Genomic DNA, 22187 nt, shown 5'->3' with positions numbered 1-22187 from the left:
AATAAAAAAGAAAAAACAAATATGGGCGATATTGATTTTAAATCAATACAAATTGGTTTAGCATCAAAAGAAAAAATTCTTGATTGGTCTTACGGCGAAGTAAAAAAGCCTGAGACTATCAACTACAGAACTTCGAAACCTGAAAAAGACGGATTGTTCTGCGAAAAGATTTTCGGCCCGACTAAAGATTATGAATGTTACTGCGGTAAATATAAACAAATCAGATATAAAGGTGTAATTTGTGACAGGTGCGGGGTCGAACTTACAAAGTCAAAAGTAAGAAGAGAAAGAATGGGACATATTGCTTTAGCTGCTCCCGTTACTCACATTTGGTACTTTAAAGGTATCCCAAGCAGAATAGGTCTTCTTCTTGAGATGTCACCTAAAGAACTTGAAAGAATTATTTATTTTGCTGCATATGTGGTAACCGATCCGGGAAATACTCCTTTGGATGAAAAAACGGTTTTAACCGAAAATGAATATAAAGAATACAGACAGATTTACGGAAGTGAATTTACTGCAAAAATAGGCGCAGAAGCAATTCAAGACTTACTTGGTCAAGTTGACCTTGAAAAGGAAAGTCAGGAATTAAAACAGATTATTGCTACGGAAACTACGAGACAAAAGAAAACAAAAGCAATAAAGAAGCTTAAAATAGTAGAAGACTTTAGAAATTCCAATAATAATCCTCAGGATATGGTTCTAGAAGTAGTTCCTGTTATTCCTCCTGAACTAAGACCTATGGTCATGCTTGACGGCGGAAGATATGCTACAAGTGACTTGAATGACTTATACAGAAGAGTTATAAACAGAAATAACAGACTTAAGAGACTTCTTGAACTTAATGCACCGGATATTATTGTTCAAAATGAAAAGAGGATGCTTCAGGAAGCTGTTGATGCACTGATAGATAACGGCAGAAGGGGCAGACCTGTTACCGGTCCGGGAAACAGACCGCTTCGTTCATTATCAGATATGCTTAAAGGTAAGCAAGGTAGATTCAGACAAAACTTACTAGGTAAGAGAGTCGACTACTCAGGACGTTCCGTTATTGTTGTAGGTCCCGAACTTAAGATGTATCAATGCGGTCTTCCTAAGGAAATGGCTATCGAACTATTCAAGCCTTTCATTATGAGAGAACTTGTTAAGAGAAAACATTCTCTAAATATAAAATCAGCTAAAAGAATGGTAGAGAGACAAAGTCCTGAAGTTTGGGATGTACTTGATGATGTAATCAAAGACCATCCGGTTTTACTTAACCGTGCCCCTACACTTCATAGATTAGGTATCCAAGCATTCGAACCGATTTTGGTTGAAGGAAGAGCTATTAAACTTCATCCTCTTGTTTGTACAGCTTTCAATGCCGACTTTGACGGTGACCAAATGGCTGTTCACGTACCGTTGAGTGTTGAAGCACAAGCGGAAGCAAGATTTTTAATGCTTGCCGCATATAATATTTTAAAACCTCAGGACGGTTCTCCTGTAGTTTCTCCTACACAGGATATGATCCTTGGGTCTTATTACTTAACTATTGTAAAAGAAAACCAAAAAGGTGAAGGAAAAGCATTCGCTTCAATTCCGGAACTGGAAATGGCTTATTACAATAAAGAAGTTGAACTTCATGCAAAAGTTAAAGTAAGAGTTAAAAAAGTTATTGACGGAAAAGAACATGTTAAAATAGTTGAATCGACTGTAGGAAGATTCTTGTTTAACCAAATCATCCCTCAGGATCTAGGATTTGTGGTAAGAGAAACTCCTGCTGATATGTTCAAACTTGAAATAGATAAAGTAGTTGACAAAGGTGTTTTATCCGAAATCGTTTATAAATGTTTCACAAGACACGGTGCTGCAAAAACGTCAATGGTACTTGATGATATTAAGAAAATGGGCTTTACTTATTCTACTAAGGCTGCCGTTACGGTAAGTATTTCAGATATGGAAGTACCTGATGTAAAACCTCAGTTGCTTGAAGAAGCTGATGTAAAAGTAGATAAAGTCTTGAAGAAATATAAAAGAGGTATGATTACAGAAGCCGAAAGAAAAAGAGAAGTTATCGATATTTGGAATGATACGACTAACTTAGTAACTAATGCGCTTCTTGACCACCTTGACCCATTCAATCCAATCAACATGATGGCTGATTCAGGTGCCAGAGGTAGTAGGAACCAGATCAGACAGCTTGCCGGTATGAGAGGGCTTATGGCTTCTCCTAACGGAGATATCATCGAACTTCCTATACGTTCTAACTTCCGTGAAGGCTTAGATGTTTTGGAATTCTTTATCTCTTCTCACGGTGCGAGAAAAGGTCTTGCGGATACTGCTCTTAGAACTGCCGATTCGGGTTACTTGACAAGAAGACTTGTTGATGTAAGTCAGGATCAAATCGTAAAAGAAGATGACTGCGGTACGGATCAAGGCTATGATGTTACTGCTATAAAAGTAGGCAACGATGTTATCGAAGAATTGGAAGAAAGAATCAACGGCAGATATGCATTCGATGATGTCGTTAATCCAAGTACAGGAGAAGTTATCGTTTCAAGAAATGAACTTATCACTCCTGATAAAGCTAAGGAAATAGTAGATGCGGGTATAGAAAAAGTAAGCATCAGAGCGGTATTCAACTGTAAGAGTAAAGTCGGAGTTTGTGCTAAATGCTATGGTGTGGATTTGACCAGCATGAAGACAGTAAGCGTCGGTGAAGCTGTCGGTACCATTGCCGCTCAGTCTATCGGTGAACCCGGTACTCAGCTTACTATGCGTACGTTCCATACAGGCGGTGTCGCATCTGCGGAAGATATTACTCAGGGTCTTCCAAGAATCGAAGAATTATTTGAAGCCAGAAGACCTAAAGGTCAAGCAATCATTTCTGATATTGACGGTGTTATCGAAGTTACCGAAGAAGACGGACATAGCAAAGTTATCGTTATGAACAATGAAAACGGTGAAGTATTCGATTATGATATCCCTTACGGTTCAAGAATAAAAGTAAGACAAGGGGATAAAGTTGAAGCCGGTGATGAAATCACCGAAGGTAGTATTTACCCTGAAGATCTTCTTAGAATAAAAGGTGTTGACGGAGTTCAAAAATATATCTTGACCGAAGTACAAAAAGTATATAGATACCAAGGTGTTCATATTTCAGATAAGCACGTTGAAATAATAATCAGACAAATGCTTAGAAAATATGAAGTGACCGATGCGGGCGAAACCGATTTACTTCCGGGAACAAGTGTTGATTATTTTGAATTTGAAAATGCAAACGAAAAAGCAAAAGAAGAAGGTAAAGAAGAAGCTACAGGTAACAGGAAGTTACTTGGTATCACAAAGGCTTCACTTTCAACATCCTCATTCCTTTCAGCCGCATCATTCCAGGAAACTACAAAAGTTCTTACCGATGCTGCTATTCAAGGTAAAGTTGACCCATTACTTGGTTTGAAAGAAAATATCATTTTAGGTAAACTTATTCCTGCAGGTACAGGTATAAAGAAATACGACCTTGAACTTGTAAAGAATAAAGACGATGATGATCTTTTAAAAGAAATCTTAGATGAGCTAAATGAAAGTCAAATAGAAAATTCTTTGGAAGAAGAAGGTTTGACCGTTCATGATATCGAAGACGATGATAATCTTGATAATGAAGATTTAAACGACCTTGAGCTTAACAGCGAAAATGAATAGGAAATAAAAATATAAATTAAAATCTACGATTCTTATGAGTCGTAGATTTTAGTACATATATAAATGCTTAAGATAGGAGAAAACATATGTCTAAAATTGGATTATTAGGTTGCGGTACAGTCGGAACAGGCGTATATGAAATAATCAATGAAAGAAAAGGAAACTTTTTTGAAGAAAATAATTATAAGATAAAGAAAATTTTAGTTAGAGATGCATCCAGAAAAAGGGAAGGAATACCCGGTGAATTATTAACGGATAATCCTGATGATATTTTAAATGACGATGAGATATCTCTTATAATTGCCGTAATGGGAAGTTACGAGCAAGAATATCCCGCTATAAAAAAAGCATTACAACTTAAGAAGAATGTCGTTACTGCAAATAAAGAAATCATATCTAAGCATATGGAAGAACTTTTGGGTCTTGCAAAAGAAAACGGCGTTACGATTTTGTTTGAAGCTTCCGTAGGCGGGGGTATTCCTATTATAGAATCTATTATAGATACCATTAAAATAAATAAGATAAATAAAGTACAAGGTATACTTAACGGGACCACAAATTTTATTTTATCCAAAATGACAAAAGAAGAGCTTGATTTTGACGAAGTATTAAAAGTTGCTCAGGATATGGGTTTTGCGGAAGCCGATCCTACAGCCGATGTAGACGGTTTTGATATTTCAAGAAAGCTAACGATTCTTTCATCACTTTGTTATGGTGCTTACATAGATAATGATGATATATATACCAGAACGGTAAGAAATATTACGCTATCGGATATACAAGCTGCAGATGACTTCGGTTATGTATTTAAGTATATGGCTGAAAGTGAACTATATGATGATAATACATTCGGAGCCAGTGTAACTCCTGTGCTTATCGGAAAAGACTCCGTTACAAGCAATGTAAATGATGAATATAATGTAGTTAGTATAAACGGAAACATTATAGGTCAGTTATCATTTTTGGGCAGAGGTGCGGGTAAAGAAGCCACCGCAAATGCCGTGGTAGCTGATGTAATAAAAGTTTTGACCAAATCTGTTCATGATTATACTCATTTAAAATTCGAAAATGAATATAAAAGCTGCGGAATAGAAAGATATAAAAATAAATTCTACCTTAGAGTTTCAATAAAAGATGAAGTTGAATTTGCAAAGACAATCGATATAGTTTATAGAAACATCGAAAATGTCAATCTATCATATGAAGACGGAAAAGTCTTCTTGATAACTGATGAATTGACGGGAGAATTTATGAGTACATTATGTGATAGATTATCACATGTAACCGAAGATGTATTCTATGCAAGGATAATAGATAATATATTATAGGAAGGTAATGAGGATGAGAAAAGAAGATAGTTTAATCAAAGCAATAACGATTGATGAAGATATTGCTAAAATTTCAGTAATGGAAGTACCGGATAAGCCGGGTATTGCTTTTAATTTGTTCAGCAGTATCGCAAACGAAGGTATCAAAATCGAAAGTATTACCCAAAATGTAAACAGAAGCCAAGTAAATGATATAACATTTACTGTACCTACGGATGAATTTGAAAAAGCATTTAAAATTACAAGTGACTTTGCAATTGAAGTAGGAGCTACTAAAGTCCTTTACGATAAGGGCGTAGCAAAACTTTCTGTTATCGGCTCAGGTATGGTTGCCAGTACACAGGTAGCGAGCAGAGTATTTAAAGCACTTTATGAAAAAGGCGTAAATATTCAAATGATATCAACAAGTGAAGTCAAGATTTCTTGCGTAATTGAAAAAGATAAAGCTAAAGAAGCCTTAAAACAAATTTATAAAGAATTCGAAGTAGAATAATACATAACTTAAAAAGACCATTTGGTCTTTTTTTGTTTAAATTTTACTGGACTAAATCGTAAATATCCTATGTAATAAGATTAAGCAAGATATGATAACGTTTGTAACGTTGTTGTATCAACCGATATTATGAGCATAAATTTATTAACAGGAGGGAGATTATGAAAAAATTATTATCGGTAGTATTAGTTTTATTAATGGGGTTATGCTTTTTAACCGGCTGCGGAGATGAAGAACCGCAAAAGACAAGTTTTAAAGTAGGTGAAACTGCTACATATGAAGGTGTAAATTATACTGTGACTAAAGTTAAAAAATCAAAAGGAAGTGATTTTGATAAACCGAAGAAAGGTCATGAATACGTAATTGTAACTTTAAAGATCGAAAATAAATCTGAAGAGACGATAGATTTTAATTCTTTAGACTGGAGAATGGAAAATTCTAAAGGTAAAGTAGAAAATGAAACTCTTTCCATAGAAGCAACCGATACAGCTTTAGGAAGCGGAGACTTAAAAGCCGGCGGAAGTGCTAAAGGTACGATTGTATTTGAAGAACCAAAGAAAGATAAAGGCTTAAAACTTCATTATTACGGTAATATTTTTACAAGCGATGAATCAGCTTTTCACTTTGTGTTGAATTAAAAAAAGACCAATAATGGTCTTTTTTTATAGTAATCATATTTTATATTATTTGTGAGTATAAAATATACTAAATAAAAATTAAGATAATGTTTTGTTTATTTAAATTTATATTCGTATCATATAAAGTAATGTTTATGATTAAAGGCTTATAACAGTGTTGTTATAAGCCTTTGGGGTGTTTTTATTTTGAGAAAAACATTTATATTTGTCAAGTGTACAAATATATTTTATATTATTTCGTAATAAATGTCCATACTTTTTAGAAAGAAATCCCATAAAAAGATATGAATACATACTCTTTATAAATAATCTATTTATTACTTAATATTTTATTATTGTTATATAAAAACATTATCACCGAAGCAATACATATTATTATATATCCGATAAAACTGTATAAATCAGGAATTTGTCCGAGTAATACAAAGGATAAAATCGTAGCAAATATTATCTGAGAATAATCGTATATTGATATTTCCCTCGCAGGAGCATGAGTATATGCAGCAGTTATAAAGAACTGTCCTCCCGAAGCAGCTAAGCCAGTTAAGAGCAGTATTAATATTTGATATGGACTCATTGATGTAAATTCCAGTATCAAGAATGGCAGAGATACCAAACAGGAAAACATAGAGAAGAAGAACACTATAAAAGGTCCTTTGACTCCTTTTGTTCCAAGCTTCCTAACATAAGTGTATGCTATACCGGCACACATACCTCCCATAATACCTATTAATGCAGGGAAAATAGGTATTCCCGTAAATCCGGGCTTTATGACAAATAATGTTCCGATGAAAGCAATGAATACACATAATCCCTGAAAGGGTTTTATTTTTTCACTCAATATAAAATAAGAAAATATTATTACGAAAAACGGAGATAATTTATTTAACATTGAAGCGTCACTAACTAGCATATGGTCTATCGCATAGAAGTTGCAGAATATACCTATGGTACCGAATGTAGCTCGTAAGACCAAATCAAGTTTACTTCCTTTAGGCATAGATATTTTTATTCCCTGCTTTTTCATTAATATCAAAGCAAAGAAGAAAGCTACAAAATTTCTAAAGAAACTTTTTTGTATAAAGGGCAGATCACCCGCCATCCTTACAAATACATTCATTAAAGCAAAGCAGAATGCGGAAAGTATTATAAAAAATACACCCTTATTTCTATCCGATATTATTGTCTTTTCTTTCATTGTGTCCTCTTTCTGAAATTATATTACGACTTATTATATCATCAAATTTTATCTTTACATATATTATATTGTGATGTTATTTTATAAATTATGCTATAATTATTTTAGGTGATGATTATGATTTATGTAACGGGAGATACTCATATTCCAATTGATATCCATAAGCTTGATGACGATGCTTTTATGGAACAGAAAAAATTAACTAAAGATGATTATGTAATTATATGCGGAGATTTCGGAGGTGTTTGGGGAAACGGGAGAGGCGACAATTATTATTTAAATAAGCTGGAAAATAAGAATTTTACAACGCTTTGGGTTGACGGGAACCATGAGAATTATACTCTACTTAAAAATTATAAAATAAAAGAATGGCACGGAGGCAAGGTGCAGTTTATCAAAGACAGTGTAATTCATCTTATGAGGGGACAAGTATTTAATATTGAAGGTAAAAAGTTCTTTACTTTTGGCGGAGGCAATTCTATTGATAAGAGTATCAGAGATCCCGGCAGGACTTGGTGGAGTGAAGAAATGCCAAGCAAAAAAGAATATGATGAAGGACTTAAAAATTTAAAATTAAATGATTTTAAGGTAGATTATATAATAAGTCACACAGCGCCATATCACATAAACAGAGATATTTTTAAAAAGGCTGTTAAGGACGAGTATAAATTAAATAAGTATCTGGAAGATGTGGAGGATATGTGTGATTATAAAAAGCATTTCTTTGGACACTTTCATGAAGATATTGATATTGATGATAAACATAGCTGTTTATATCAAAGGATAATTAGGATAGTATGATCTCGAGGCACTACGCCTCACTTCGTGAGATTCCGCGCCTCGAGGTTAAGCCTTAAAGTTAATATAAAGTAAAAACTAAGGGCGCGGAGTCTGCTTTGCAGGTGAAGTGCCCGCCTTTTTTATATAAAGAAAAAAAGCCCGACGGGTAAGATCGGACTTTTTTTAAAAGGGTTTTATTAATCATGAATAGGTTTTTTTAGTATGGCTAATAATGCCATTCCAATTAATGAACCTACTGCAAGAGCAGCCAAGTAATATAATGGATTTCCGATTATCGCCGTTACCCAAAGTCCTCCGTGAGGAGCTCTTAGAGTACAACCGAATAGCATTGAAAGTCCGCCTGCTATACCGGCACCAATGGCACATGATGGTATCACTCTTAGAGGATCCGCTGCTGCGAATGGTATAGCACCTTCCGTGATGAATGAAGCTCCCATAATATAATTTGTAAGGGCTGAACCTCTTTCATCTTTTGAAAATCTATTTTTGAAGAATGTGGCACAAAGTGCGATTGCAAGAGGAGGAACCATTCCTCCAATCATAACCGCTGCCATTATATCGTAGTTTCCTGTTGTAAGTGAAGCCGTTCCGAATACATATGCTGCTTTATTGAAAGGACCTCCCATGTCGATGGACATCATCGCACCCAGAACTATTCCAAGTACGACTTTAGATGATTCTCCCATTGCATTCAATCCGTTAGTTAAGGAAGTGTTTAGAATCGATACCGGAGGATTTACAAGGAATGTCATTATGGCACCGATGAGAAGTACTCCGAGTAATGGATATATCAGTACAGGCTTCATACCTTCCAAACTGTTTGGCAATTTTGAGAATAATTTCTTTAAAAATACCATTAAATATCCTGCGATAAAACCTGCAAGAAGAGCTCCCAAAAATCCGGATCCGCCGCTGTTTGCTATCGCTCCTCCCACAAAACCCGTAACTAGTGCGGGTCTGTCGCCGATACTCATTGCAATGTATCCCGCAAGGATAGGTAACATAAAGCCGAATGCGGTGTCACCGATAGTTTTTAGGAAAGCTGCAAATGGTGTATTTGAACCGAATGTCTTAGCACCCAGACTGGCATCATCAAATAGGAATGCAAGAGCAATCAATATACCTCCGCCGATTACGAATGGCAGCATATGAGACACTCCATTCATAAGGTGTTTATAAATTTGACGTCCTATACTTTCTTTTGCGCCGTCATCATCGACTACTTCTCCGCCGCCTTCATATATAGGTGCTTTTTTGTTAATTGCGTCAGTAAGCAATTCTTCCGCTTTGTTTATACCGTTGGCAACTTTTGTTTGAATGACTTTTTTACCGTTGAATCTAGCCATTTCAACTTCTCTGTCTGCCGCAACGATAATACATTTAGCATGTTCTATTTCATCTTTTGTAAGTTTATTTTTAACTCCGCCCGAACCGTCTGTTTCGACTTTGAATTTAATACCCATTTCTTTTGCTTTTTTCTCCATAACTTCCGCAGCCATGTAAGTATGGGCGATTCCCGTTGGGCAGGCTGTAACTGCAAGGACGTCAAAGTATCCGTCATCTTCCTTGTCGGCTTCTGCTTTTTCCTCAGCCTTTTCTTCTTTGAATTTTTCTTTTTCTGCTTTATCTATCATCGCTAAAAATTCATCTTTATCTTTTGAATCAATTAAATCCTGTCTGAAATTTTCGTCCATAAGAAGTGTGGATAATCTGCTTAATACTTCCAAATGGACGTTGTTTTCTCCGTCGGGAGCGGCTATCATAAAGAATAGGTATGCAGGCTGAGCGTCTAATGACTCAAAATCCAAACCGTTTTTGATGACCATTGCACTGAGTCCCGCTTCTTTTACCGCTTTATTTTTGGAATGAGGAATGGCAACTCCTTCCCCGATACCTGTTGTACCCTGAGCTTCTCTTTCCAAAACTCCCTTTTTGTATTCTTTTTTATCGGATAATCTTCCGCTTTTATCCATCAAATCTACCAAGAAGTCTATAGCTCCCGATTTGTCTTTTACATCGGGATTTAATGAAATTCCTTCCCTTTTAAGTAAATCAATAATTTTCATTTTAATCTCCTTTTTTTATAATTGCTTTAGTAAAGTATCTACATCTTTTTTGGTAGCTATACCTTCGCTGAAAGCACTTGCACTGCCTGAAGCTATACCGAGCTTTAAAGCTTCGGTGTAGTCTTTGTTTTTAAGATACCCCGCCAAAAATCCTGCGACCATGGAGTCTCCCGCACCTACGGAATTTATTACTTTTCCCTTTGGAGAATTACTTTTTAATATTTCTCCATTTTCCGTTAAGAGTATCGCTCCGTCGCCTGCCATGGAAACCAAAATATTTCTCGCTCCCATTTCCTGAAGTTTTTTGGCATATGTGATTATGTCCTCTTCCGTCTTTAAGCTAACATCGAATAATTCCCCCAGTTCATGATGATTTGGTTTTATAAGAAACGGCGAATATTTTAATACATTTAATAACAGTTCATTGGTTGCATCAACCGCGATATTTACTTTTTTATCATTGAGTCTTTTCATTATCTGTTCGTAAATGTCGTTATCCACCGAACTTGGGATACTTCCCGCAAGGACTAAAATATCCTCATCCGAAAGCTTATCCAATTTACTCATCAGTAAATTTATATCTTCATTAGTTATATCAGGTCCCCCTGCATTTATTTCGCTTTCTATATCTGCTTTAACTTTGACGTTTATTCTTGTGTTACCTTCTTTAAGAGTTATAAAGTCGGTTTTAATATTTCTTTTTTTTAGCTTGTTTACCAGTTCTTCTCCCGTGAAACCCGCTACATATCCTAGAGCGGTGTTATCAACTTCAAGCTCTGTAAGCATCATTGAAACATTTATACCCTTTCCGCCCGGGTTTAGGAATTCTTCCTTTGAGCGGTTGACTCCTCCGCTTTCGAATTTATTCAGAAGCATTACATAATCCAGTGCAGGGTTAAACGTTACGGTGTATATCATATTATTTTGCCTCCAATATTTTTGTTTTCCCCTTAAAGGAATTATTGACATCAGATGAAGTAATTATTACCGCATCTTTAATATTTGCGAAAGTAATAGGTGCTATTTTGTTAAATTTGGAATCATCACCCAAAATAAAGGCTTCTTTACATTTTTTTATCGCCGCACCTTTTATCAATGCTTCTTTTTCCGCGTATGTCGTATATCCCGCCTTTATATCTATCCCGTTGGTACCGAAGAAACCTTTTGTGAAGTTGTATTTTACCAAACTTTTTACCGCTTCACTTCCAACGACAGAACCTGTGATTTCTCTTGCTTCCCCCGATGTAATGAAAACTTTATATCCCATTTTTGACAGGGTAAGAGCATGATATAAGCCGTTTGTTACGAAAGTTACGTTCTTAGCCGTTATATATTTAATCATCGCCCCTGTCGAAGTCCCCGCGTCTAAATAGATAAAGTCGTTTTCTTCGATAAGGCTTGCCGCTTTTTTCCCTATTTTATCTTTTTCTTCTTTGCTTATATTTTCTCTGGTAATAATATCTTCTTCTTTTTTTATGAAACTGCTGTTTTCGATTTTTGCCGCACCGCCGTGAACTTTTTTTAGTTTGCCCATGTTATCCAAAGCTTGTAAGTCTCTTCTCGTGGTTGCGTCGGAAGAATGGAGTGCCTGTGTGATTTCCTTTACTGTAAGAACACTTTTTTCATTTAACATTTCTAGAATTTTTTCATATCTTTTTTCGGTCAACATATTATCACTTCCTTTTTTATAGGTGTATAATATCACTAACGATTTTCAATGTCAATCATTTTTAATCATAAATAATCAATAACAATCAAATATATTCGCAAATCCTTCAATATACATTTGATAAGGATAGTATTGGTAAATTAAGCTAAAATTATTCCCATAAATTTGGTAATAAAAAAGAGCCTTATGGGCTCTTTATATTTTTTATGTATTTTATTTCCATTTTATAGGGTTCCACCTTAAGACAAGCGAATATTTTTCCTAAGTTTAATTCACAAATCTTGCTTAAAGCAAGTTTGCTCATGCTATTTAACATGCTAAAGCATGTCTAAGTTTAATAAATTAAACTTAGGAAGATTTCTTAGAAATCTTAAAATAGTCACAATATTAGATAAAAATCTTCCACTCAATCGCCGTGGCGGCTTTTACGCGACTGGATTTTCTAAAAATCTCTTCCTGAGGTTTTTGAAACAGTCGCTGCCTCAACCCATACTAATTTTAAGTTATTTAAACAGTATTTAAAAATAAAAAAGAACCAATTAGGCTCCTTTATTTTTTTGTATATTTTGTTTCCAAATGATGAAATACCTCGTCATCTAAAAATTCATGTAGAGGCATCTCAAATGCGATGGATATCTGTCCCATTTCCTGTATATGCAGATTTTTAGCTGTGCCGGTTATCAATTTATTTATATAATTGAGTGAAACATCTGACTTTTTAGAAAGTTCTTCGGCAGTCATACCTTTTTCTTTTAGTAGATATTTTATTCTTATACTGAAAGCTTCTTCTATTTTCATTATATACCTCTTTTAGGATTTCGCCCTAAAGGGCGACCATCTTTTTTTCAAAGCCAAAAAAGATGGGAAAAACTCTTCCACTCAATCGCCGTGGCGGCTTTTAACGCGGTCGGATTTTGGGAAAGTGCTGCCCGCACTTTCTCCAAACGACCGCTTCCCCTCCCCTTAATAAGGGAAAGATATGATATCGGAGGGAGGGGTGTATATTTTTAAAAGGGAAAATTGCTTATTAAACCTCTTGGGATTTTCTTATATACTCCTTTAAATCATATTGCTTTAATATATTTAAATTATGTATCAATAAGTTCTTCTCTTTTACCGTGCAGTTTTTAAAAATCCTATCCAGTTCTTTTAAGGTCAAATAAATTGACTGATTATCTATTTCCAAACTTAATAGGTCATCAAGACTTACATTTAGTGTTTTTGCAATGGCAACTATCGTTGGAAGTGAAATTTTTGCAATCCCGCTTTCCACATGACTTAAATGGCTGGCTGATAAATCTATTATTTCAGCTAATGTTTCTTGTGTATAACCTTGCTTTTTTCTTGCTTCTTTAATTTTTCCTCCAACTTTTTTATAATTGATTTGCATTATTTACACCATTCAAATTATTTTACTTAATTTTATAGAAGTTTTTATTTTTTATCTACGCTTCTATGTGTACACCGAAGTATCTTTATATTGTATACATGAATTTATCGTTGTTGATATAAATACATACATGTATAGCTATACTATGGATAATATTTTTATTTATAAATATTTTATAATTTTTTCATTTATTTTGTCGTCCATATTTGGACTTTGTATAAATATTTTAATAAATGAAATCCTGTTTATAGAGAAATTGGTCTGCGACATTAACACTTTTTAGTGTTTATTATAGTTGTATTATATCAAAAGGTATTACCTGTATTTAGTCAAAATAAAAAATACCTATAAATAGGTAATAGACTAAATTAATTATTAAGTTGCAAATATTATGAAAAGAAAATTAAAAGATTTAACAATATCATTTTGATATTGTTTAGTTTTTGATAGTGAAAAGTTTGAAAGTATGAGAATAAAAAAAGAACGCCTTAGCGTTCTTTTTTTTAGCGAATTTTATAGAAAATATTACTTTATTTTATTGCTATAGGTATCGTTAAATATGGGATTGGGGCAGCTTCTCTTCCGCAAAACGTGGGTAACGTTTTGCAGGAAATCGAGAAGCGTAAAAGCCGTCACGGCGATTGAGTGAAAGATTTTTATCCAATATTTTTATCTTTGGAAAAATATTGGCGGGTCTTAGGGCGGAGCCCTATAGGGTTTTTGTGGGTGGTTTCCTCCATTATAATCAGCAGAAGCTGAAGATACATAGGAGGTGGTGCTATGAAAATAAATTATGTACTGATAATAAAAATATTAGTCCTATTATTTGAAATAGCAGCCGCTATTTTAGGCTTTTTGATATAAAGATAAAAAACTAAAATAAAAACTACCCTCTAGCGACTTAGGGTAGTTTTTTATTAAACCAACTTAGGAAGCCACCTGCATTTCTATGGCTCCTTCTTTATATATATTATATTCTGAAGTAAGTATGTTGTCAATATTTAAAATTGATTTAAAAGTGATACTTTTTAATAATCGGTAGTATTTTATAGCATGGGTTGGGGCAGCGACTGTTTCAAAAATCTCGGGCAGAGATTTTTAGAAAATCCAGTCGTGTAAAAGCCGCCATGGCGACTGAGTGGAGTCCTTTAATCCATATTGTGACTATTGTAAGACTTCAAGGAAGGCTTGCTAAAATTTACTAAAATAAATTTTAGCTGTGTGAAACACATTCAATAACATGAGCAAATTCGCTTTAGCAAAATTTGCGAACTGGACGAGCAAAAAATGGTCGGGTTTTTAAGGGCGGATAGCCCTTAATCATTATTGTTGATTTCAGGAAGAACGACCACAATCATAGTTATAAAACAGGCAAGTCCGCCGATGAAGTTTGATATTGGTTCTGCGAGGAATACCCCTTTTACTCCAAGAGAGAAAAACTTCGGAAGGAGGATAGTTAGGGGAGTAACTATGATTACTTTTCTGAAAATGGAAAAGAATACTGCATATCCCGATTTCCCCAGGGACACGAAAACTCTCTGACCCGCAAATTGGAGAGCCATCATAAAGAAACCGAAAAAATATATTTCTATTGCGGGTATGCTCTTCGCTATTAGTTTAGGGTCGTGGTTGAATATTTTAATGAATATGTCCGGGAACTCTATAATGGTTAGCCATGCAAGGAAAGTGTAGGCTATACAAACGATTGACATAAATTTTATCGCTTTTTTCAGCTTATGGAAGTTTTTTGCTCCGTAGTTGTAGCTCATTACAGGAGTCGCACCGTCTGTGATACCGCTGACGGGCATAGTGAATATTTCCCGGATAGAATTCAATATAGTCATTACTCCTACATATAAGTCTCCTCCGTAAATTTGAAGAGTGGCATTGCATATGATTTGTACTATACTGTTGGTTACGGACATGATAAATCCCGACATACCAAGGTCGATTATCCTCTTTACTCTGCTTACTCTGAGGTGCATGCTTTCTTTAGTGAGTTTTATGATAGCTTTCTTTCCCGTAAGGAATTTCATTACCCATACGCTTGAAAGGAATTGGGATATTATAGTTGCTATCGCCGCTCCTTTTACTCCCATTCCGAAGTGGAATATGAATATCGGATCCAGTATCAAGTTGGTAAATGCTCCAAGCATTACGGTTAGCATTCCCGTTTTTGCGAAGCCCTGTGCATTTATGAAGCTGTTCATTCCAAGGCTTGTCATCACAAAAATATTCCCGGTCAAATATATGGTTATGTAATCTCTTGCAAAGGGGTAGGTGACGTCGCTTGCTCCGAAGAGGTATAGTATAGGTTTTTGAAATAAAAGCCCTATTATCGTAAGAGATACTCCGAATAGTATCATCATAAGAAAAGAATTCCCCATGATTTTTTGAGCTTCTTCATCGTTTTCTCTTCCTCTTTCCATTGAGAAAAGAGGAGCGCCGCCGAAAGAAAATAGATTTGCAAAGGCGGTGACTATCATGATTATGGGAAAGCATAATCCAAGTCCAGTTAAGGCTAGGGTACCCGTAGTCGGTATCCTTCCTATGTATATCCTGTCTATCATGTTATAAAGGAGGTTTATAAGCTGTGCTACCGTCATGGGTACCGCGAGTTTCAATATGTTTTTTGCCGGGCTTCCTATGCTGAAATCTGCGTTATTATTCATACTTCCTCCTTTTATTATTTTTATATATTATTATATGACCGCTCGACTGATATAGTCAAGATTAGACGAGCTGAGTTTTTCTTTACTTTATCCTAATATTGTTTTATAGTACCTTTTATGAATTCCTTTATTATTTATCTACTGCATAAGGTAGAAGAGAGTATATTTTTGTGATATAATATTTATTCACGTAGAAATGAAGGAGACACATTATGAAAATAAATATAAAAAACAAATCACTATGTGCCGATTTTTTCCTTTTGGTAATGGCTTTTATTTGGGGAAGCGGTTTTATAGTAACAAAAAACGGTTTAGACGCTCTCAGTGGTACCCAGCTTATATTTACACGATTTATAATTGCCGCTGTTACCCTGTTTATTATAAATTTCAAAAAACTAAATCTTATTACAAAGAAGACTATAATGAAAAGTGCGGTGATAGGCTTTGTATTATTTCTGGGCTTTACTTTTCAGACTTATGGTCTGGTCCAGACATCGGCGGGAAAGAGTGCTTTTTTGACTGCGGTGTATGTAGCAATAGTTCCTTTTATAACCATGTTTGTGGGTAAACAAAAACCTGAAAAACATAATTTTATTGCGGCTTTGATGATGATAATCGGGATATTTTTGCTTACGATGAACCCCAGGGAGGGGTTAAATATAAATTACTACGACGGTATCACTTTGATAGGCTCGATATTTTGGGCTTTTCATGTATTCTTTGTCGGTATTTTTTCCAAAGATGAAGACCCTATCATCCTATGTATGATGCAAATGGCTTTTGCTGGGCTTTTTGCTTTTATACTTCTTATATTCAACGGGGAATTGTTTACTTTTGATATAACAGGAAGTATCGTTCCAATGTTATTATATCTCGGTGTGATAGCTTCGGCTATAGCATTTTTGATCCAAAATGTCGCTCAAAAGTATACTACTCCCACTCATGCGGGAATACTTATGAGTATGGAAAGTGTATTCGGAACTATCCTAGGTATTATTTTCCTAAAAGAAATTTTTACTATACAAATGTTGTTCGGTGCTGTTATAATATTCACAGCTTTGATACTTGCTGAAACGAAGTTTGCTTTTTTAAAAAGAGAAAAAGTTAAAATAGAAACCGAAGATGTTTAGTTAAAAGGAGAAATATGGATATAAAAAAAATTGAAAAAATCATAGGAAGCGAAAATGTTTTATTGGATGAACCTATGAAGAAACATTCCAATTTCAGAAGCGGCGGGAATGCGAAGTTTTATTTGACACCCCAAACCGTTGATGAATTTGTTGAAGTCGTAAAGTATTTAAAAGAAAATGATGAAAAGTTTATCGTTCTCGGAAGAGGGACAAATATCCTCGTCAAGGACGGCGGGCTTAAAGAAACGGTAGTAAGTACATTCAAAATGACCGGTTATGAAATTAACGGAGAAGTCATCACCGCAAATGCGGGAACACCGTTAGCCCTTATCGCAAACAAGGCGTTGGCTTCATATCTTGCAGGATTTGAATTTGCGGGAGGTATCCCCGGCAGTCTGGGCGGGGGAGTGTTCATGAATGCGGGAGCACACGGCGGTGAAATGAAAGACGTGCTTATCGACGTTACTGTGTTTGATACTAGTGATGGCAAAGTCAAAGTATTAAAACCGGAAGATCTGGATTTAAGATACAGACACAGCAATATCGAAGAAAAAGGATATATTGTCTTAAGTGCAAGGATTCAGCTTCATAAAGGAAATAAAGAAGAAATAAAAGCTAGTATGGATGAGTTCAAGGAGTATAGGACGAGGACTCAGCCAAGCGATCCTTCGGCGGGGAGTACGTTCAAAAGACCCGAGGGTTATATTGCGGCTAAGCTGATAGATGAAGCGGGGCTTAAAGGTTATCATATCGGAGATGCCGGTGTTAGTGAAAAGCATGCGGGATTTGTGATAAATAAAAGTAACGCATCTACCAAAGAAATCTTAGATGTTATTGATTATGTAAAAAAAGAAGTATACAATAAATATAAGGTAAAACTTGAAGAAGAAGTTAGAATAATCGGAGAAGATAATTAGGAGGTAGGATGATGAATTATGCCGATTTTAAAATCATAAAGGATAAATTGGAGAAAAGGTCTAAAATCTTATCCATAGTGCCGATTTTTATTTTTCTTGCAATGATATTTCAAATAGTGCTTTTGATAGTTCAGGCAGAAACGAGTGCAACATGGTTCAATTTTGTTCTTGTGGATCAGTTCTTTACTAATGCACATTTGTTTTACGCTGCCAAGAATATAGTATTATCCGTTCTCTTTTACGGCGCTGTCGGTATAAGTGTTCTGATAATCGGCACTTGTGCATTTTTCTGCTATAAGAATATCAAGTTTTCTTACGGGGTACTGATATTCTTCTATATAATAGACTTTATAGTAGCGGTGCTTTCCATAGATTATATACAAATGGGAGTGCATTTTGTATTCTTATGTTTGATGTTTTATGCGGTAAGGACCCTTACTCATTTAAATAGTATCCCAAAGGAAGTATGGGGCTACGGAGAATAAAAAAAGAGCTTATATAAGCTCTTTTTATTTGTATTTTACAGCTGTTCCGTAAGCGAATACTTCCGCTGCACCCTGCATTATTGCAGAGGAAGCGTATCTTACCGCCACGATGGCGTCTGCACCCATTTCTTCGGCTTCCTGAACCATTCTCTTCGTTGCCATGGCTCTGGATTCGTTCATCATTTCGTTGTAGGATTTAAGTTCTCCTCCGACCAATGTTTTGAAACTTTGTGAAATATCCTTGCCGACATTCTTTGTTTGTATACAGGAACCTTTTACCAACCCAAGCATTTCAAATTCTTTTCCTTCGATTTTTTCAGTAGTTACTAAGATCATCTTCTTCACCCTCCTCGATTTCTTCCAATCTTTCTATTACTGTATGTATCATCACACCTATAAGCGCAAGAAGTATAAGCCCGAACATTATCTTGATTATTATCGGGAATTCCACAATCATTATTATGGATATATAAACTATGAGTATCAAGCTTATAACGATACCGACCAAAATAGGTGCCACTTTCTTTTTATTTTTATTTTTCATATTTTTTATATTTCCTCTGTAAAATAATTTATTATTTTGTTTAAATCGGTTTCTTTGATGCTGCAGTTTATTAAGTAATCCTTGTACGAACCGTAAGTATTGATAATGTAATCATATACGCATTCCATATACCTTGCTTTTGATAAAAACACCTTTGATTTTCCCATTTCATAGGCTTTCATAAAGTCATTGTTTTCTCTCATGTAAGTGTGAGATACCTCATAGTTAGCTTTTATATCTCCTCTGGAGACATTGCAAAGTCCGAGAAGTATAGAAGCGACAAGTCCCGTCCTGTCTTTTCCCGCCGTACAGTGGAATAAAAAGCCTCCGTTCAGATTATCGGCGATGTACTCTATTATACCCTTTATTATTTCCTTATGTTCTATACGCTTGATATATCCCTCCGGCATATTGAAATTCTTATCTTCTTTAGTTATGTCTGCAACCATATCAACGATACTTAAAGGGATATTATAATAATTTATCCCTTCCACGTCTTTTAATTTGTTTGGCTGAAGTTCTGCTTCTTCACTGCTCCTAAGATCCAGTACGTCTTTTACTCCGTAGCTTAGCAGTATATCTATGTCCTTGTTTGTAATATATGTAAGTCCAGCAGACCTTATGAATTTATGATATTTAGTTATTCTAGGAGGAGTCGTATTGCAGTAATAACCGCCGAGATCCCTTACGTTATTTGTTCCTTCCAAAGGAAGTTCACCGGAAAAGTTTATTCTGTTTAAGTCCATATTTTATTCCTCTTTTCTAAATTTTATTTTACCACAAAAGTAATCTTCTTCCTATCAAATTATGGATAAGTTTTTATTTGGTTGAATTTACTATAATCAAGGTGTAAAATTAAATAAAAAAGGGTAGGTAAGAGAATGGACGATATTATTTTTAAAAGTGAAGAAATAAATGTCAGAGAGCATGAGCATGTAAGCAAGAACACCGGCAATGTGATGTACGAGCAGTATCTTTTAAACGACGAAGATACAAAAATGATGATAAAACAGATACTTTATCCCAAGGGAACCATCACTCCGTGGCATACACATGACTGCGCTCATGGTATGTACGTGCTTGAAGGGGTGCTTCACACCAATTTAGGAGATTTTGACAAGGGGAGTTTCGTATGGTTCAAAGAAGGTTCCAAAGCGTTTCATGGAGGAAAAGATGAAGATGTAGAGGTACTATTCATAACTAATAAAGAATTCAATATACATTATATTTAAAAACAAAAAAGGAGTATTTACTTACTCCTTTTTTGTTTTATATATACTTATATTTTTAAGCACTGTTTTTTAATTCTGATAGATAAGGATAAAATTATATTTTTACCTAAATCAAATGTATTTTACTTAAATATTTTTGGCTAATATCAAGTATTTTAAATGGTATTATCTTTTCTCTACATTTATGTTTATCATTTGTTTTTCCTCAGGTCGACTACTTTCATTCCCGTAGAAAATACTCTGTTTAAAAAAGTATTATACCCAACATCGTCTCTTTCCAGTTTAAGTGTGGGAGTGTTTCCGATGAATAGCATAAAAGCACTGTCGATTATTTTGCAAGAGGTAAAGTCCGAAAAATAATATATATTTCCCTTTGTATCGGTTATCTTTTCTCCTTCAACGGTTATCTTTCTATGGATGCAGTATTGTATTTTATAAAGGCTCATTAGAATAACAAGAGCCGTAACTGCGTAGAAGAAGATATTTTTTTCAAAGATTATACCTCCTTGATATAATGCAAAGATTATTACCCATGCGAAGAGTATGACCGAGTAAAAGACTGTTTTAGATTTCGGCTTTCTTACTGTAAAATTATTTTCATCCAGCTTTTCCGTTTGTTTATTTACGGAGTCATTCATATATTTAGTCCAAGCCGAAAAGCATATCATACCCAGCACTATTCCCAGCAGTGTTGCTATCAAACTCATTTATTTCTCCTTCTCCAGTTTTACTTCTATCCTTACGGGGTTATGGTCAGAATAGTTGAATTTTGTATCTATCGTTTTTACTTTTTTCAGCTTTACGTTAGGGGATAATATAAATCCGTCTATTACATATAGCTGAGTATTTTTGCTGTTTTCGTCGTATTCTTCGTTAAGAAGCCTTGATGTAGGTAAACTGTCGTCTACAGCGAAAGTCCAGTCTTTGCTGAATGCATCGAGATTTAATGTTCCCGGAGTAAAATACTTATCATTTATTATCGGATATTTTTTATTATCCGCATTTGGGAAATTTTGATTGAAATCTCCTCCCGCTATGCAGTAATTGCCTTTTTTGTATTCTTTATTCAGAAAATCTGTTAAGACTTTGGTTTGTTTTTTCTTTCCTTCTCCGTCATCGTAGGCTTCCATATGGAGGTTTACAAGAACCAGTTCTTTATCGCTGTTCTTGATTTTCACTCTTTCTACAAGCAGACATCTTTTCATTTGGCAGACCCTTATAGGGTATTTAAATGCTACGGGAAGAGAGTATCTCTTTGCGTCCGATACTTTATAAGGAGAGACAGTCACTATCCCCGCTTCGACTCCTCCTATCATATCCGGAAATGGATAAGGGATATATTTGCATGAGAAGTTCTTTGCAAAATAGCTTGAACCATTTAAATTATCACTTAGATATTTGACTTCGTTTACTCCGTAAGCTCTTTTAGATTTTTCGTCGACTTCCTGAAGGAATACAACATCGCTTTTATTATTTTTTATATTTTGCTCAATGCCCTTCATATTCCTTATCACTTTATCTTTGGATTCTATCCTCGTTCTTTTGCCTCCGTCCATAAAGAAATCGCTATCTGCGCTGTCGTTGCAGTAGCCCAAGTTATATGTAAGGACGCTTAATTCGTCATTCAATTTTATTTCTTTGTGCTTTTTTATCTCTTTGATCTTCTTCGCTTGTTCTGTATCCTGAGGTTTATACTCTGATAATGTCAGGTACAGTACACCTATCAAGAGAACGGCGATAATTATAATCACCATATATAAGATTATCTTCAATGCCTTCATACATATCTCCTATTTTATAAATAAATTTATCTATGTTATTAAATATTATATCATAAGTATAAAGGTAAAAAAATAAAAGAAGCGAACCTTCTTTTATTTTAACTTTGGATATACTATAAGATAATAAGATATACTTTTGGGAAAATTTATGATATAATGCACTAA

Annotated in this window: 21 protein-coding genes; 9 read left to right on the top strand and 12 right to left on the bottom strand. The window is 34.8% G+C overall.

Translation table 11 applies throughout. The features are described from left to right. The first annotated feature begins 21 nt into the window (after positions 1 to 21). The 4 genes from rpoC to ANASTE_RS07430 all read left to right on the top strand — a co-directional run bounded on the left by rpoC (position 22) and on the right by ANASTE_RS07430 (position 6137). Positions 22 to 3678 (top strand): DNA-directed RNA polymerase subunit beta', encoded by a 3657-nt coding sequence (gene rpoC / locus ANASTE_RS07445; RefSeq protein ID WP_039945745.1) that lies wholly within the window; start codon positions 22 to 24, stop codon positions 3676 to 3678. An 86-nt stretch (positions 3679 to 3764) separates the two neighbouring features. Continuing rightward, positions 3765 to 5006 carry a homoserine dehydrogenase gene (locus ANASTE_RS07440; protein WP_007050380.1) on the top strand — a complete coding sequence of 414 codons (1242 nt, stop codon included), beginning with the start codon at positions 3765 to 3767 and terminating at the stop codon, positions 5004 to 5006. A gap of 13 nt (positions 5007 to 5019) precedes the next feature. Continuing rightward, positions 5020 to 5499 carry an ACT domain-containing protein gene (locus ANASTE_RS07435; protein WP_052294605.1) on the top strand — a complete coding sequence of 160 codons (480 nt, stop codon included), beginning with the start codon at positions 5020 to 5022 and terminating at the stop codon, positions 5497 to 5499. A 161-nt stretch (positions 5500 to 5660) separates the two neighbouring features. Beyond that, a complete protein-coding gene (locus tag ANASTE_RS07430; RefSeq protein WP_007050378.1) occupies positions 5661 to 6137 on the top strand; it encodes a DUF4352 domain-containing protein in 477 nt (158 codons plus the stop codon). 310 nt (positions 6138 to 6447) lie between these two features. Here the strand turns inward: ANASTE_RS07430 and ANASTE_RS07425 are convergent, their stop codons facing one another. Next, positions 6448 to 7335 carry a DMT family transporter gene (locus tag ANASTE_RS07425; RefSeq protein WP_007050376.1) on the bottom strand — a complete coding sequence of 296 codons (888 nt, stop codon included), beginning with the start codon at positions 7333 to 7335 and terminating at the stop codon, positions 6448 to 6450. A 117-nt stretch (positions 7336 to 7452) separates the two neighbouring features. Between ANASTE_RS07425 and ANASTE_RS07420 the strand changes: the two genes are divergently transcribed. Then, positions 7453 to 8136, top strand: a complete 684-nt coding sequence (locus ANASTE_RS07420; RefSeq protein WP_039945338.1) for a metallophosphoesterase family protein — start codon at positions 7453 to 7455, stop codon at positions 8134 to 8136. A 176-nt stretch (positions 8137 to 8312) separates the two neighbouring features. On the opposite strand, the gene ANASTE_RS07415 is transcribed toward ANASTE_RS07420, so the two are convergent. The 6 genes from ANASTE_RS07415 to ANASTE_RS07390 all read right to left on the bottom strand — a co-directional run bounded on the left by ANASTE_RS07415 (position 8313) and on the right by ANASTE_RS07390 (position 15933). Beyond that, positions 8313 to 10202 carry a PTS fructose transporter subunit IIABC gene (locus tag ANASTE_RS07415; RefSeq protein ID WP_007050373.1) on the bottom strand — a complete coding sequence of 630 codons (1890 nt, stop codon included), beginning with the start codon at positions 10200 to 10202 and terminating at the stop codon, positions 8313 to 8315. 15 nt (positions 10203 to 10217) lie between these two features. Next, a complete protein-coding gene (gene pfkB, locus ANASTE_RS07410) occupies positions 10218 to 11120 on the bottom strand; it encodes a 1-phosphofructokinase (protein WP_039945335.1) in 903 nt (300 codons plus the stop codon). Between the two features lies 1 nt (position 11121). Further along, complete coding sequence (locus ANASTE_RS07405) at positions 11122 to 11871, bottom strand: DeoR/GlpR family DNA-binding transcription regulator (protein WP_039945333.1); 750 nt, start codon at positions 11869 to 11871, stop codon at positions 11122 to 11124. 549 nt (positions 11872 to 12420) lie between these two features. Further along, positions 12421 to 12669, bottom strand: a complete 249-nt coding sequence (locus ANASTE_RS07400; protein ID WP_007050369.1) for a helix-turn-helix domain-containing protein — start codon at positions 12667 to 12669, stop codon at positions 12421 to 12423. A 229-nt stretch (positions 12670 to 12898) separates the two neighbouring features. Next, positions 12899 to 13261 carry a helix-turn-helix domain-containing protein gene (locus ANASTE_RS07395; RefSeq protein WP_007050367.1) on the bottom strand — a complete coding sequence of 121 codons (363 nt, stop codon included), beginning with the start codon at positions 13259 to 13261 and terminating at the stop codon, positions 12899 to 12901. A 1316-nt stretch (positions 13262 to 14577) separates the two neighbouring features. Beyond that, positions 14578 to 15933, bottom strand: a complete 1356-nt coding sequence (locus ANASTE_RS07390) for an MATE family efflux transporter (RefSeq protein ID WP_007050366.1) — start codon at positions 15931 to 15933, stop codon at positions 14578 to 14580. A gap of 212 nt (positions 15934 to 16145) precedes the next feature. Between ANASTE_RS07390 and ANASTE_RS07385 the strand changes: the two genes are divergently transcribed. Genes ANASTE_RS07385 through ANASTE_RS07375 form a run of 3 tightly spaced genes read left to right on the top strand, consistent with a single transcriptional unit; the run spans position 16146 to position 18465 of the window. Continuing rightward, positions 16146 to 17063: a DMT family transporter gene (locus tag ANASTE_RS07385; protein ID WP_007050365.1), complete on the top strand. Its 918-nt coding sequence runs from the start codon at positions 16146 to 16148 to the stop codon at positions 17061 to 17063. A gap of 14 nt (positions 17064 to 17077) precedes the next feature. Further along, positions 17078 to 17980: a UDP-N-acetylmuramate dehydrogenase gene (gene murB, locus ANASTE_RS07380; protein WP_007050364.1), complete on the top strand. Its 903-nt coding sequence runs from the start codon at positions 17078 to 17080 to the stop codon at positions 17978 to 17980. A gap of 8 nt (positions 17981 to 17988) precedes the next feature. Beyond that, entirely contained in the window at positions 17989 to 18465 is a 477-nt protein-coding gene (locus ANASTE_RS07375; protein ID WP_007050363.1) for a hypothetical protein, read from the top strand. Between the two features lie 24 nt (positions 18466 to 18489). On the opposite strand, the gene ANASTE_RS07370 is transcribed toward ANASTE_RS07375, so the two are convergent. Genes ANASTE_RS07370 through ANASTE_RS07360 form a run of 3 tightly spaced genes read right to left on the bottom strand, consistent with a single transcriptional unit; the run spans position 18490 to position 19755 of the window. Then, positions 18490 to 18801, bottom strand: a complete 312-nt coding sequence (locus tag ANASTE_RS07370; RefSeq protein WP_007050362.1) for a YbjQ family protein — start codon at positions 18799 to 18801, stop codon at positions 18490 to 18492. Beyond that, positions 18782 to 19009 carry a hypothetical protein gene (locus tag ANASTE_RS07365; protein WP_007050361.1) on the bottom strand — a complete coding sequence of 76 codons (228 nt, stop codon included), beginning with the start codon at positions 19007 to 19009 and terminating at the stop codon, positions 18782 to 18784. The genes ANASTE_RS07370 and ANASTE_RS07365 overlap by 20 nt, the downstream gene beginning before the upstream one ends. A 5-nt stretch (positions 19010 to 19014) precedes the next feature. Beyond that, entirely contained in the window at positions 19015 to 19755 is a 741-nt protein-coding gene (locus ANASTE_RS07360; RefSeq protein WP_007050360.1) for a tyrosine-protein phosphatase, read from the bottom strand. 135 nt (positions 19756 to 19890) lie between these two features. Here ANASTE_RS07360 and ANASTE_RS07355 point away from each other — a divergent pair, with 135 nt between their 5' ends. Further along, on the top strand, positions 19891 to 20241 hold the full coding sequence (locus ANASTE_RS07355; protein WP_007050359.1) for a cupin domain-containing protein: 351 nt from the start codon (positions 19891 to 19893) through the stop codon (positions 20239 to 20241). 191 nt (positions 20242 to 20432) lie between these two features. Here the strand turns inward: ANASTE_RS07355 and ANASTE_RS07350 are convergent, their stop codons facing one another. Beyond that, positions 20433 to 20948, bottom strand: a complete 516-nt coding sequence (locus ANASTE_RS07350; RefSeq protein WP_007050358.1) for a hypothetical protein — start codon at positions 20946 to 20948, stop codon at positions 20433 to 20435. Then, positions 20949 to 22022, bottom strand: a complete 1074-nt coding sequence (locus ANASTE_RS07345) for an endonuclease/exonuclease/phosphatase family protein (protein ID WP_007050357.1) — start codon at positions 22020 to 22022, stop codon at positions 20949 to 20951. Positions 22023 to 22187: the final 165 nt, after the last annotated feature.

Source organism: Anaerofustis stercorihominis DSM 17244, assembly GCF_000154825.1.
GTDB classification, from domain to species: domain Bacteria; phylum Bacillota; class Clostridia; order Eubacteriales; family Anaerofustaceae; genus Anaerofustis; species Anaerofustis stercorihominis.
The sequence above is the reverse complement of the archived record's forward strand: the minus strand, read 5'-3'. Positions and strand labels throughout refer to the sequence as shown.

Bases quoted from the DNA above. Each gene is read 5' to 3' on its own strand.
- ANASTE_RS07375 (WP_007050363.1), top strand. From the start codon at position 17,989: ATGATGAATTATGCCGATTTTAAAATCATAAAGGATAAATTGGAGAAA.
- ANASTE_RS07405 (WP_039945333.1), bottom strand. From the start codon at position 11,871: ATGTTGACCGAAAAAAGATATGAAAAAATTCTAGAAATGTTAAATGAA.
- ANASTE_RS07370 (WP_007050362.1), bottom strand. From the start codon at position 18,801: ATGATCTTAGTAACTACTGAAAAAATCGAAGGAAAAGAATTTGAAATG.
- ANASTE_RS07440 (WP_007050380.1), top strand. From the start codon at position 3,765: ATGTCTAAAATTGGATTATTAGGTTGCGGTACAGTCGGAACAGGCGTA.
- murB (WP_007050364.1), top strand. From the start codon at position 17,078: ATGGATATAAAAAAAATTGAAAAAATCATAGGAAGCGAAAATGTTTTA.
- ANASTE_RS07420 (WP_039945338.1), top strand. From the start codon at position 7,453: ATGATTTATGTAACGGGAGATACTCATATTCCAATTGATATCCATAAG.
- ANASTE_RS07350 (WP_007050358.1), bottom strand. From the start codon at position 20,948: ATGAGTTTGATAGCAACACTGCTGGGAATAGTGCTGGGTATGATATGC.
- ANASTE_RS07435 (WP_052294605.1), top strand. From the start codon at position 5,020: ATGAGAAAAGAAGATAGTTTAATCAAAGCAATAACGATTGATGAAGAT.
- rpoC (WP_039945745.1), top strand. From the start codon at position 22: ATGGGCGATATTGATTTTAAATCAATACAAATTGGTTTAGCATCAAAA.
- ANASTE_RS07360 (WP_007050360.1), bottom strand. From the start codon at position 19,755: ATGGACTTAAACAGAATAAACTTTTCCGGTGAACTTCCTTTGGAAGGA.
- ANASTE_RS07385 (WP_007050365.1), top strand. From the start codon at position 16,146: ATGAAAATAAATATAAAAAACAAATCACTATGTGCCGATTTTTTCCTT.
- ANASTE_RS07355 (WP_007050359.1), top strand. From the start codon at position 19,891: ATGGACGATATTATTTTTAAAAGTGAAGAAATAAATGTCAGAGAGCAT.
- ANASTE_RS07390 (WP_007050366.1), bottom strand. From the start codon at position 15,933: ATGAATAATAACGCAGATTTCAGCATAGGAAGCCCGGCAAAAAACATA.
- ANASTE_RS07425 (WP_007050376.1), bottom strand. From the start codon at position 7,335: ATGAAAGAAAAGACAATAATATCGGATAGAAATAAGGGTGTATTTTTT.
- ANASTE_RS07395 (WP_007050367.1), bottom strand. From the start codon at position 13,261: ATGCAAATCAATTATAAAAAAGTTGGAGGAAAAATTAAAGAAGCAAGA.
- ANASTE_RS07345 (WP_007050357.1), bottom strand. From the start codon at position 22,022: ATGAAGGCATTGAAGATAATCTTATATATGGTGATTATAATTATCGCC.
- ANASTE_RS07400 (WP_007050369.1), bottom strand. From the start codon at position 12,669: ATGAAAATAGAAGAAGCTTTCAGTATAAGAATAAAATATCTACTAAAA.
- ANASTE_RS07415 (WP_007050373.1), bottom strand. From the start codon at position 10,202: ATGAAAATTATTGATTTACTTAAAAGGGAAGGAATTTCATTAAATCCC.
- ANASTE_RS07430 (WP_007050378.1), top strand. From the start codon at position 5,661: ATGAAAAAATTATTATCGGTAGTATTAGTTTTATTAATGGGGTTATGC.
- pfkB (WP_039945335.1), bottom strand. From the start codon at position 11,120: ATGATATACACCGTAACGTTTAACCCTGCACTGGATTATGTAATGCTT.
- ANASTE_RS07365 (WP_007050361.1), bottom strand. From the start codon at position 19,009: ATGAAAAATAAAAATAAAAAGAAAGTGGCACCTATTTTGGTCGGTATC.